The 11,947-nt window shown below is 67.9% G+C and carries 10 protein-coding genes and 1 tRNA gene; 8 read left to right on the top strand and 3 right to left on the bottom strand.

The annotated features are described in order from the left end of the window. Position 1 precedes the first annotated feature (1 nt). The 3 genes from ACIQ51_RS13145 (at position 2) to ACIQ51_RS13135 (ending at position 2,336) form a co-directional block, all read left to right on the top strand. Positions 2-622: a ribonuclease HII gene (locus ACIQ51_RS13145; RefSeq protein WP_396205512.1), complete on the top strand. Its 621-nt coding sequence runs from the start codon at positions 2-4 to the stop codon at positions 620-622. 28 nt (positions 623-650) lie between these two features. Then, positions 651-1,487 carry an SDR family oxidoreductase gene (locus ACIQ51_RS13140; RefSeq protein ID WP_396205511.1) on the top strand — a complete coding sequence of 279 codons (837 nt, stop codon included), beginning with the start codon at positions 651-653 and terminating at the stop codon, positions 1,485-1,487. A gap of 198 nt (positions 1,488-1,685) precedes the next feature. Continuing rightward, positions 1,686-2,336, top strand: a complete 651-nt coding sequence (locus tag ACIQ51_RS13135; protein ID WP_396205510.1) for an OmpA family protein — start codon at positions 1,686-1,688, stop codon at positions 2,334-2,336. A 57-nt stretch (positions 2,337-2,393) separates the two neighbouring features. Here ACIQ51_RS13135 and ACIQ51_RS13130 read toward each other — a convergent pair. Together ACIQ51_RS13130 and ACIQ51_RS13125 are read right to left on the bottom strand one after the other, a co-directional pair. Beyond that, a tRNA-Lys gene (locus ACIQ51_RS13130) sits at positions 2,394-2,466 on the bottom strand. 87 nt (positions 2,467-2,553) lie between these two features. Beyond that, the gene (locus ACIQ51_RS13125; protein WP_396205509.1) at positions 2,554-4,269 is read right to left on the bottom strand and encodes a M28 family metallopeptidase; all 1,716 of its coding nucleotides are present in this window, start codon (positions 4,267-4,269) and stop codon (positions 2,554-2,556) included. 101 nt (positions 4,270-4,370) lie between these two features. On the opposite strand from ACIQ51_RS13125, the gene ACIQ51_RS13120 reads away from it, so the two are divergent. The 5 genes from ACIQ51_RS13120 (at position 4,371) to ACIQ51_RS13100 (ending at position 11,123) form a co-directional block, all read left to right on the top strand. Next, complete coding sequence (locus ACIQ51_RS13120) at positions 4,371-5,981, top strand: mechanosensitive ion channel family protein (RefSeq protein WP_396205508.1); 1,611 nt, start codon at positions 4,371-4,373, stop codon at positions 5,979-5,981. Then, a complete protein-coding gene (locus ACIQ51_RS13115) occupies positions 5,978-7,993 on the top strand; it encodes a GAF domain-containing sensor histidine kinase (protein WP_396205507.1) in 2,016 nt (671 codons plus the stop codon). The genes ACIQ51_RS13120 and ACIQ51_RS13115 overlap by 4 nt, the downstream gene beginning before the upstream one ends. A gap of 36 nt (positions 7,994-8,029) precedes the next feature. Then, entirely contained in the window at positions 8,030-8,695 is a 666-nt protein-coding gene (locus ACIQ51_RS13110; protein ID WP_396205506.1) for a response regulator, read from the top strand. 137 nt (positions 8,696-8,832) lie between these two features. Next, entirely contained in the window at positions 8,833-9,312 is a 480-nt protein-coding gene (locus tag ACIQ51_RS13105; RefSeq protein ID WP_396205505.1) for a hypothetical protein, read from the top strand. Positions 9,313-9,428: 116 nt separating this feature from the next. Then, positions 9,429-11,123 carry a transglycosylase SLT domain-containing protein gene (locus ACIQ51_RS13100; protein ID WP_396205504.1) on the top strand — a complete coding sequence of 565 codons (1,695 nt, stop codon included), beginning with the start codon at positions 9,429-9,431 and terminating at the stop codon, positions 11,121-11,123. A gap of 112 nt (positions 11,124-11,235) precedes the next feature. Here ACIQ51_RS13100 and ACIQ51_RS13095 read toward each other — a convergent pair. Continuing rightward, on the bottom strand, positions 11,236-11,947 hold a 712-nt coding region (locus tag ACIQ51_RS13095), incomplete at its 5' end, for a transglycosylase SLT domain-containing protein (RefSeq protein WP_396205503.1).

The following is an 11,947-nucleotide window of genomic DNA, read 5'->3' as shown; positions in this document are numbered from 1 at the left end:
CTTGCTGGCCGGGGTGGATGAAGTGGGACGGGGCCCCTTAGCGGGCCCCGTTGTCGCATGTGCTGTCGTGATGCCCCCGGACCGGCGGGCGATTGCCGGCGTCAATGACTCCAAGCAGCTCGACCACGCCACGCGCGTGGAACTCGCCGCCCGCATTCGTGAGCAGGCGCTGGTGATTGCCCTCGGCGCCGCCAGCGCACGCGAGGTGGATCGCCTCAACATCTATCACGCGACCGTCGTGGCGATGCAGCGGGCGCTCACGCGGGCCACGGCCCGGCTGGGGCACGCGCCGCATCATGTGCTGGTGGATGGCAAGCCGATCCGCACGCTCGGGGTGGTGCACACCGCCGTGGTGAAGGGCGACGCCAAGTGCTACCACATCGCCTGCGCCAGCATCATCGCCAAGGTCACGCGTGACCGGCTCATGACGGCGCTCGCTGCGCGCTACGGTGCGTATGCATGGGAGCGCAACAGCGGCTACGGCACGCTGCATCACCGCCAGGCGCTCGCGGAATGCGGGCTTACGCCACATCATCGTCGGAGCTTCTGCCTGGACGCGCAGGTTGCTCTGGTGTTCGAGGCCGGGTCGGTTTCCCCCATTCAGGATGTGCGCAATGACTGATGCGTTCCCCACGGGTTTCTCCCATGCAATGACGCCGGCTCATGCGGCGGTCTTCCGCCCGGGACTGCTGGACGGACAGGTTTGCCTCGTCACGGGCGGCGGCACGGGTATCGGCCTCGGTATCTCGGAACTGCTCGCGGAGCTCGGCGCGCATGTGGTGATCGCAAGCCGAAAGCCGGCGCATCTCGAGGCCGCGCTTGCGGCCATCACGGCCCGCGGACACCAGGCGAGCGTGGTGCCGCTCGACGTGCGTGATCCCGAGCGCGTGCAGGCGGTGGTGCAGGAGGTCGCCGCGCAGCACGGTCGTATCGATCTGTTGGTGAACAACGCCGCCGGCAACTTCTACGCGCCCAGCGCCACGCTCTCGCCCAACGCGTGGAAGGCCGTGGTGGAGATCGACCTGTACGGGACGTTCTACTGCTCGCAGGCGGTGTATCCCATCATGGCACAGCAGGGCGGCGGACGCATCGTGAGCACGAGCATGACACTGCACTATCGTGGTTGGCCGCTGATGGCGCACGCCACCGCCGCCAAGGCCGGCGTGGATGCGCTCACGCGCACCCTCGCGGTCGAGTGGGCCCCGCAGCGCATTCGGGTGAACGCCATCGCGCCGGGCCCCATTCCCACCGAAGGGGTGCGGAAGGCCTTCACGCCGCCGGCCGATAGTGGTGTGCCAGACCTTTTTGCCGCTGCGGAAGAGAAGATGGCGGAATACGCCCGCACCGGCATTCCCCTCGGTCGATGGGGATCACCGCGCGATATCGCCAACATGGTGGCGTTCCTCGCCTCTCCTGCGGGAGATTGGATCACCGGCGCGATTTTTGTGGTAGACGGCGGCGAGTGGTTGGCGAAGGCGCCGGCGTGACCCTCACGTCTGGTTCGCGTGACTCCCGTCACACGAGGAGGGAGAAACCGGCATTCGCGTGACCGGAGTCACAGCGCGACCTGCTGTTTGGTGAGACGTTCCGGATGTGGTTTGCTGAGCATCTGCCGCGACATGCCGTCGCGTGACGGCTGCGGCGCAACCATCACGCGACATCACCACGAACATGAGGCAGGACCAATGCGACAGGCACGGAATGTGGCAGTGATGGTTCTCGCGGTGGGCACGCTGAGCGCCTGTGCAACGAAGGGGTTTGTTCGCCGGGGGCTCGAGGAGCAGCGCATGGCGCTCGATTCCGAGCGGTCGGCTCGCGAGGCTGGCGACGGGGCGCTGCGCACTGAGATGAATGGCCTGCGGACGGATCTCGCCACCTTGCGCAATGACTTGACCGCGTTGCGCACCGACTTCAACACGCGCATCACGGCGATGGAGAATCAGGTGACATTTGCCATGCCGGTCCATTTTGGTTTCGATGATGCCGCGGTCCGCCAGCAGGATGAGGCAGCGCTCGAGAAGTTTGCGCAGGTGGCCAGCGCGCACTATCGGGGGGCGACGATCACGATCGAAGGGTTTGCAGACCCGGCCGGGTCGCAGGCCTACAACCTCCGCCTCTCGCGTGAGCGCGCTGACGCCGTGCGCGACTATCTCGTGAGCAAGGGGATGAATGGTGCGGCGTTGCGCACCGTGGGGTACGGCAAGGCGCGGCTCGTGCGCCCCGGCGCGAAGGCCGGTGACGATGGCGCAGAGCTCAACCGTCGAGTGACGTTCGTGGTGGAAACGCCGTCCGGCGCCGGTGCCGCCACGGTCGCCGCGCTGACGGCAAACCACTGAGCGGTCGATTGAAAAAAGCGCGGCGGGTGCCTGAGGCATCCGCCGCGCTTTTCGCCATGACCGGGGTGGGGATCGAACCCACGACCTACGGATTAAAAGTCCGCTGCTCTACCGACTGAGCTACCCGGTCGACCGGTCCCGAGGGACCCGAAGAACCATGGTGTACAATGGGGAAGAATCGCCGGTTTGACGGTGACGGTCAACCGGCGTTCGATCATTACTGCTTGGACCGCTTCAGCATGGCCTCACGCACTGCGCGGAATTCGTTGCCTACGCGCCACTCAGGGCCCTTGTTCGCGTTGCCCACGCGGTACCCCATGGTCAGCAGCAGGTGCAGGTCCTGCACGGCACCGCTGAGATCCCAGTCGGGTTTGATCTCGTCCTGCGGGGCATGGTAGTCGTTGGCCGTGTACTCGTCACGCTTGCGACGACCATAGCCCGCCCCTTTGCCGATCACGTCCACGCCGGGTTCCGCGTAGAACGCCGGAACGCCCTGCTTGGCGAAGTGGAAGTGATCGGAACGGTAATAGAATCCCTTTTCCGGTTCGGCATCCGGCGTGAGTGTGCGCTGTTGCGCGGTGGCGATGGCCTGCGCGTAATCGTCAAGCTCGGAGTTGCCGAGTCCAATCACCACCAGGTCGCTGGTCGGACCCCAGAGACTCAGCATGTCCATGTTGATATTCGCCACGGTCTGCGCGAGCGGATAGACCGGGACGGCCGCGTAGTATGCCGCCCCCAGCAATCCCTGCTCCTCGGCGGTCACGGCGAGGAACAGGATCGTTCGCTTCGGCTTCACCGGCATGGCCATGAATGCCTTGGCGAGCGTGAGCAGTCCGGCGGTGCCCGTCGCGTTGTCGGCCGCGCCGTTGTAGATGCTGTCGCCCTTGACCGGCACGCCCACCCCGAAGTGATCCCAGTGCGCGGTGTACACCACGTATTCGTTCCGGAGCGCCGGATCACTGCCGTCGATTTTCGCGATCATGTTGCGTGACGCGACTTCGCGGAGGGCGTTCTCGAGGGTCACGGTAGCCGTCACGCCCAGCGGGACGGGCGTGAACTCGGGAGTGACCGCGCTGGCCTTGAGCGAATCGAGATTGTGTCCCGAGAGTGCGAAGAGCGCCTTCGCCTTGTCCAACGTGATCCACCCCTCCACCGCCGCGCGGGACATGTTGCGGTCCGGGGCCACGAGGTCGAATTGCTCGGCCGTCTTCCCCTGTACGACGGAGAATGGGTAGCCGGCTGGTCCTGCCTCGTGGATCAGCAGTACACCCGCCGCCTTGTGCTTGATAGCCTGCTCGTACTTGTAGGTCCAGCGTCCGTAATACGTCATGCGTGGACCACCGAAGCGCGACGTATCCGCGAGCGGCGGATCGTTCACCAGCATGACGAGCGTCTTGCCGGCCACGTCCATGCCCTTGAAATCGTCCCAGCCGAATTCCGGAGCCTCAGTGCCGTAGCCCACGAACACGAGCTCCGACTGCGCGAGCTTCGCCGTGGGCTCCACATGCTTGGTCCACGCCACATAGTCGTCGCGCCAGCGCAGCTGCTGCGTGGTGCCGCCCTTGGCGAAGGTGAGCATGGGGGCATTGGTCACGGTGATGCCCACCAGCGGCACCCGCTGCGTGTACGTGCCGTCCGTGTTGCCGGGCGCGAGCCCGATCGCCCTGAACTGCTGTTCGAGGTAGTGCGCCGTCTTCTCCTCGCCGGCGGCCCCCGGCTGTCGCCCGAGCAGCGAGTCGTGGGCCAATACGCGGATGTGCTGCATGAGCGTCGCCGTGTCGACGGCGGCGAGGGCGTCGGCGGCCACGGGATCGGCGTTGAGCGCGGTGGCGCGGCTGGTGACCGAGGGGTCACCGGACGTGCAGGCGGCCAAGACCAGCAGGGCACCCGGCAGCAGGCGGCGCAGCGGGTACGACGGAACGGATCGCGTCATGGGGATGGGGCAAAGGGACAAGGACGGCACCCGGGGAGATTGTCGGCTCGGCGCCCGCTCCGCTACGGCATTCGCCATGCCCGTCCGGTTAGATTTGCGGGATGGTCCGCCACATTCCGGCTTTTCGTTGGATGACGGCCGCCGCCGGTGCCCTGGTCGTGCTCGTGGCGAGCGCGCAGGCGCAACTGGGATCGGCGCCGCGTTCGCCAAGTGATACCGCACCGCAGATGTCGCCGGCATCGCCGCGGGCGGCGGTGCAGCAGTTCCTCCGGCTTGCCGACGCCGGAGATTGGGAGGCGGCGGCTACGTTCCTCGCGGTGCCGTCGTCGGAGTCCGAGCGCCAGCAGGTGCTGGCGCGCCGCCTCAAGCAGGTGCTCGATCAGCGGCTGGCCATCGATCTCGCGGCGCTTTCCCCGCTGGCGTCGGGGGACACGCTCGACGGCGACCTCAACGGCGATCGGCTGGGGGTGATTGTCTCGGCATCGGGGCGTGAAGAGAGCGTGCGCTTGGTGCGCGTGCAGGGCACGCCTTCGCGCTGGCTCTTTTCGCAGGCGACGGTCGCGCGCGTGGATGTGTGGTTCGCGGCGCTCGGGGCCCCGTGGGTGCGCGAACGTGTGCCGCGTGCCCTGCTGGGCGACGGGCCGTTGAACCTGTATTGGTGGCAGTGGATCGGCATTGGCCTCGGCATCCCACTGCTGGTGCTGATTGCCTGGGGGCTGGGGGCACTGCTGCGCAATCTGCTCGGGCGGATTGCCCGTCGGACGGTGACCGACTGGGACGACGTGTTGCTGGTGAACCTGCGCGGGCCGTTCCGTCTGTGGGCGGCAGCGCTGGCCGGCACGCCGTTGCTGTCGTTACTCGAACTCAACCCGCGCGTGAACGGGTTCTTTGCCGCGCTGCTGCGCGGCCTTGCGCTGATCGCCCTCTTCTGGGGGCTGCTGCGCGTGATCCGCATCGTCCAGACACGCCTGCAGAACGCCGCGTGGGAAACGGGGCACGGGGCGCAGGCGCGCACGCTCGTGCCACTCCTCGGCAATTTCCTGCGCGTCACCCTTGCGATCATCGCGCTGCTGGTGGCGCTCGCACAGTTCGGCTATCCGGTGGGGACGCTGCTGGCCGGCCTCGGGATCGGCGGTATCGCGGTGGCGCTGGCCGCCCAGAAAACGGTGGAGCATCTCTTTGGCAGTGTGAGCCTCGCGGCTGACAACGCATTCCGTGTGGGCGACTGGGTGCGCGTGGGCACCACGGAAGGGGAGGTGCAACGGATCGGACTGCGCAGCACGAGCCTCCGCACGATCGACCGGACCGTCATTCGCGTGCCGAACGGCCGCCTCGCCGACGATCGGATCGAGACCTTCGGTGAGCGTGACCGCATCTTGCTGCGCACCGATCTCGATGTGACCTACGACACGACGCCGGAGCAACTCGAACGCATCCGCGATGCGATCGAGGCGGCGCTGCGCGCGCATCCCAAGATCTGGACGGAGACGGTGCGCGTACACGTGGTGGCCTTCACGGATTCTGCGGTCCGCCTGAATGTGGTGGCGTGGTTCCAGACGACCGAATGGAACGAATTCCTGCGGATCCGCCACGAGATGTACCTGCAGTTCATGCGCATCATCCGCGACTTGGGATCGAGCTTCGCCTTCCCCTCGCGCACCGTGTACCACGTGTCACCACCTGACCCGGCGCCGCCGCCGGTGGACGGGTGAGCGTGCTGCCCATGGGCTTCACGGCCGGATGGCAGCAGTTGCGTGCGATCGTGTGGCCGGTGCTGCAGGTGGACGTCCCCACGCAGGCGGCGCCGGTGGTGGCCACGGAGCTGGCGGCCACCTTGCTGCAGGGTGCCATCACGGCCGGCGTGGCGGTGCTGTGCGTACACCTCTATGCCCGGTATCGCCGGCCGTGGTTCGGCTGGTTTGCGCTGGCGTGGGGCGTGTACGTGGCGCGCCTGTTGTGCATCCTGAGTTTTCTGCTGTCGGGGCAGCGCGTGTGGCTGTACTGGCATCAGGTCACCACGGGGTGGACGGCACTCGTGCTGCTCTGGGCCGCGTTGGTCTTCCTGCGGCAACCGCGGGCACGGCCTGCCTATCTGCTGCTGGCACTCTTCCCGCCCGCATGGTCGTACGTCGCGATCTATCAGCTCGATCACTTCCTCTGGGCGGCGTTGCCCGCCGTGCTGTTTCTGAGCGGCGCCACGGCGTACACCGGGTGGGTGTTCTGGCGTCATCATCGCATTACCGGATCGCCGGGGGCCAAGCTGCTGGCGGTCTCGTTTGCGCTGTGGGGGCTGCACCACCTCGATTATCCGTTCCTGCGGGCGCAGGGCGCGTGGAATCCGTGGGGCTACTACCTCGACATCAGCTTCGAGCTGCTCGTGGCGGCCGGCTTGGTGTTGCTCGTCCTCGACGACCTCGGGCGCGGGGTCCGTGCGTTGTCGCTGCTCTCCGGTGACCTCCAGCGGCGCACGAGCGACACCGAGCCGTTCGATGTACTCCTCTCTCGCCCGCTCGCACTGCCGGGGGTGAGCGGTACGGCCATGTACCTCTTCGATCCGGCGGGGCGCGGGGACACCGAGCGTCTCGACGATGGGCTCGGTGTCGAGGTGGCGACGGATGCCTCGGTAGATGGGCCCACCGACGCACTCGATCGCGTGCTGGAGGCGGCCCGCAACGGGGCGCTGGCGGTACCGGCGGCCATGCCATCGATGGCGCCGGGACGCGTGGTGCGTGGTGCCGGGGTGTGCGAACCGTGGGTCGGCACCGCCCTGCGGCCCGCGGTACGCGACGCCCTCACCCGCATGCGCGTTTCGCGCCGACCGCAGGTCGTGTCGGCGACCGGCGAGCAACCGTTCGTCGCCGTGCTGCCGGTGTGGTCGGGCACGCAGTTGGTGGGCGCGCTCATCATGGCCGGCGACATCCGCAACCCGTTTACGGCGCTCGACGACGACTTTCTCTTGGCGCTTGGCCAGCAGGTGGGGGCGGCCCTCGATCAGTGGTCGCTGGATCGGCAGCTGGCGGCGCGCACGCGTGCGCTCGAACAGCTGTCGGCGCGCATGCTTCGGCAGCACGAGGAGGAGCGCCGCCGGTTTTCGCGCGAACTGCACGACGAAACGGCGCAGGTATTTTCGGCGGTCAAGATGCAGCTCGAAGCGCTGCGCGGATCGCTCGCCGACGGTGCGGGGCCCCGCCTCGACCGCTTGCTCGGGCTGGTCGACACCGGCATCGCCAGTATCCGTCAGGTGACGAGCGATCTGCGCCCCACGCTGCTCGACGACCTGGGGCTGCGGCCGGCGTTGCATTCGCTCGTCACCGACTTCACCGAACGAAGCGGGCTGCGCGCCACGTTCACGGCGCCGGCGGTGTTGCCCACGCTGTCGGGTGACGCCGACCTCGCGGTGTTCCGTGGGTTACAGGAGTCGCTCTCCAACGTGGTGCGCCACGCCGGCGCCACGCAGGTGGAGGTGATCGTCGACGTGACCAACGACGCGGTCACCCTCACGGTCTGCGACAACGGCCGCGGCTTTCCCATGGTGCGAGGCCGCCTGGCCGACACCGATCACCGCATGGGACTCACGGGCATGCGCGAGCGCCTGCTTGCCGCCGGTGGCCGATTGCATATCGGCAATCGACTGCCCGGGGCCGAGGTGCGGATCACCGTGCCGGTGAGCGCCGCCGATCTTCCTCTCGCCTCCATCGCCTCGGGAGAATCGGCCCATGGCTGATCCGCGGCGTCACCACCTCTCCTCTCGGTCGCGCGCATGACCACGCCCGCTGCTTCGCCCATCCGCGTCCTCATCGCCGATGACCACGCCCTCGTACGCGAAGGGTTACGGTACGTGCTCGATGCTGATCCCGGCATCGAAGTCGTGGCGGAGGCGTCGAATGGTCGGATCGCTGTGGACCTGGCCCTGCAGCATGTGCCCGACGTGGTGGTGCTCGACATCACGATGCCCGAGGAGACGGGACTCAAGGCCGCGGCGCGGCTGCGCGAGGCGCTACCCCATGTGCGCGTGCTCCTCCTCAGTATGCACGATCACGGGGAGTACGTCCGCGAGGGGATGCGGATCGGGACCCACGGCTATCTCCTCAAGGACTCCGCCGGGGAAGAGCTCCGTGCCGCCATTCGCGCGGTCCACGCTGGGGGGACCTTCTTCAGCCCCGCCGTGGTGAAGCGGCTCTCCTCGGCCGATGCGGTGGCCGAGAATACCCCGGCGGCGCAGCTCGAACAGCTCACGCCTCGCGAACGCGATGTGCTGGGCGGGGTGGCCCGGGGCCTGACTAACAAGGCGATTGCCGCCGAGCTGGGGATCAGCCGCCGGACGGTCGAAGCGCACCGCGAAAGCCTCATGCGCAAGCTGCAGATCCATTCGGTGGCTGGCCTCACGCGTTTCGCGCTAGAGGCAGGCATCGCGTCGGCGGGGTAACCGCGGCGGCGACGGAGGCTGAACGGGCCCCGGAGGCGTCGGCCACGGAACCGAGACGTCGCGCACAGGTCGAGTGACAGATGGGGCAAACGTTCGTCTGATGCTGGGCGACCGTTCACTCACTCTCGGTCCATCGCATGTTCCTCCCCGAGTTCTCCGACCATCGCCTCGTCACCTCGAGTAACGACCCACCGGCCGGCGACCGGTCTCGGCTGCGTCTCGTGCGTTGCCAGCTCGAGCATCGCTCCGGGGCGCGCACCCGCGCCTGCGTGCAGTTCGAGGGGCCGTGGTTTGAGCCGCCGCTGGTGTTCGAGCAGGAGGGGGCCACCTGTCCCGGTGGCGACCTTCGTCTGGCCGCACGGGCCACGCTTGATGCGCTCACCCATGCCACGCAAGGCGTGGTGCGCTTCGACCTCACGGGGGTGAAACCCACGCGTGCCTTTGATACCAACATGATGCTGGTCGCGGTGGCCGTGCACTGGGCGGGAGAGCATCGCCGGGCGCTCGGTGTGGCCGTCGATGAGAACAACGCCGTGCTGGCGACGGTGCGCGCGACCTTGCACGCGGTCAACCGCTTCGTCTCCCCCATGCTCGGACCGCTCCCGCTGCCCGACTGATTCCAGTCGCGCGGCCACGGCGGGCCCGTGGTGTGCGGTCGCAAACCGCAGGGAGCGGGGGAACGTCGGGGAACGACCGGTGTCCGAGCGATGCCCTTCTGCATAGGTTCTCCCGCGTGACTCCTGCTTCGTCTTTCCGTCCCGGGACCGTGTTCCGTGTGGCGCCGCGCTCGATGGTGGTGGGCGTCGGTGCACTGCTGCTGGTGTCGGCCTGCCGGGGCGGCGCCCCCGCCCCGGTGACTGTGGCCGCTCCGCTCGCGGTGCCCTCCGGCGCGGCCCTGCCGTCGGCGCCGGCGCGCCCGGTCGCCAGCCCCACCACCCGCGACGAAGTGGTGCGCACCGCCGTCGCCGTGTTCGGTGACAGCGCGGCCGTGGCGGTGGCCGACTCGCCGAATGCGGCTCCGGTGTGGGACATCGATGTGCGGAGCTACGAGACCCACGACCGGGTGGCGCATTACGTGGACCTGTTCAGCACCCGGGCGCGGGAGCGCTTCGTGTCGCGGCTGTCGCGGGGGACCCGCTACGAGCCGATGATCCGCGCCAAGCTGCGCGCCAGCGGCATGCCCGAAGACCTGACCTACCTCGCGCTGATCGAGAGCGGGTACGATCCGCACGCCTATTCGCGGGCGGCGGCGGTGGGCATTTGGCAGTTCATGAGCAGCACGGCCCGGGCGGTGGGGCTGCGCGTGGACTGGTGGATGGACGAGCGCCGCGATCCGGCCCGGGCGACCGACGGGGCCATCCGGTTCCTCGACGTGCTGCAGAAGCAGTTTGGCTCCTTCTATCTGGCGGCCGCCGCCTACAATGGTGGTCCTGGGCGGGTGTCCAGAGGGCTCACCCGTTTTGCCGACGAGTTGGAGGGGGCGGAGGGCGAGGACCGCTTCTTCGCCCTCGCCGAACAGGATTACCTGCGCGCCGAGACGAAGAACTACGTGCCGCAGCTCATCGCGGCGGCGCTGGTGGCCAAGAGGCCGGAGACCTACGGGCTCGCCATCGACACCCTCCCGCTCTATGTCTACGACTCCGTGAAGGTGGCGCCAGGGACGAGCCTCGCCGCGGTGGCCCAAGCGGGTGATCTGGTCAGTGCGGCACTGCGCGACCTCAACCCGGCGCTGCTGCGGGGGATCGCGCCGCCGGATGCCGCGATCTTTATCCGCGTGCCGGTCGGGGCGGGGGAGCGTATCCGGATCGTGCTCGACAGCCTCGGCGCGGAGCGCACTCGCGGCTACCGCATCGCCTCGGTGGCCGAGAGCGTCACGCCGACGGCCTTCGCCAAAGCGCAGGGCGTGTCGCTTAAGCAGCTCCGCTGGTTCAACCCCGCATGGAAGACCACCCGCAAGGGCCGCTTGGTTGCCGGCCAAGCGCTGCGGGTGCCCGCCGATCTGGCACTGGCCTACGCGCGCGACATCCCTGACCCCTCCTTGGAGAAGTACGGCGGCCGCGGCGGCACCACGACGCTCACCGCGCGCGGGGTCCATGTGGTCAAGCGGGGGGAGACGCTGGGGGCCATTGCCCGTCGGTATGGATTGAGCGAGACGCGCCTGAAGTCCATGAACGGGCTGCGCGGCAGTCGGATCCTTGCCGGGCAGGCGCTTCAGGTGCGCGGGGCCGCGGCGCCCGCGGGCATGCCGAGCAAGGCGGCCCGGAGCAAGAGCGGGTCGACGAGGGCGGCGCCGTCCAGCGCGTCGAAGGCCAAGGCGTCGAAGGCCAAGGCGTCGAAGGCCCAGAAATCGACGCCCAAGAAATCGAAGTCCAAGCCGCCGAGTGCCAAGGCATCGAGGGCCAAGCCGTCGAAGACGACGCGCGGGTAATCACATTCGTTTGCTGTTGAAAACAGCGTGGATATCGTTAGATGAGAAAAGAAAGGCGACCTCGAATTTACATGAGGTCGCCTTTTTAAATTATTGATTATTGGTGCTTTGGCTACTCAAGTGTGCCGTTGCCTCGATATCCCTTGGTCACAATGCTTTCGTAGCCGTTAGAAGGGCTCTGTCCCAAGGAAAGGGCGCGGTCTACGGCAATGGGGCCTCGATTGTAGACGAGCAGCGCGAGCTTGAGATCGCCCTTGTACTCGCGAATCAGCCCGCGGAGGTAGCGGAACCCAATGCGGAGATTCACGTCGGGGGTGAGCAGCTGTGCACGGGTGACGTTGGGCTCGAACAAGCGCGCGGTGCCCGGCATGAGCTGCGTGAGGCCAAGGGCACCCGCGGAACTGACCGCGCCCGGGTCGAAGACGCTCTCCACCCGGACGAGGCGGAAGCCCAACTCCGGCTCGATGCCCGCGGTGACCGCCGCGTCATAGATCCTGCGGGCCAGGTCGGCCTTGATCCGATACTGCGCGCTGAACGTGTAGATCCGGTGCCAACGCGCGAACGACTGCCGGTACTCGGTCGCGGTATGGGTCCCGAAGAACGGGAGTGGAGCCGCTTCGGTCGTCTTGCCGCGCTTGAGCACGTCGCCGGCAGGACGCCACATCGGCTGCGCCGCCAGCAGGGACAGCTTGTTGGGGGCAGGGCGGAGCCGGAGCGATCTCGGCGCGTCCGCCGACGCACTGTCGGCACTGACCGTCACCGCCGTGCTCGCCGGCGCGTCCGAGCGGAGGATGGTCGCCAGGATGAACACGGGAACGGATGCG

Origin of the sequence: Gemmatimonas sp., from assembly GCF_044344655.1 — a bacterium.
Lineage (GTDB): Bacteria > Gemmatimonadota > Gemmatimonadetes > Gemmatimonadales > Gemmatimonadaceae > Gemmatimonas.
Note: the sequence above shows the minus strand (reverse complement) of the source record. Positions and strands in the feature narration are given on the sequence as shown.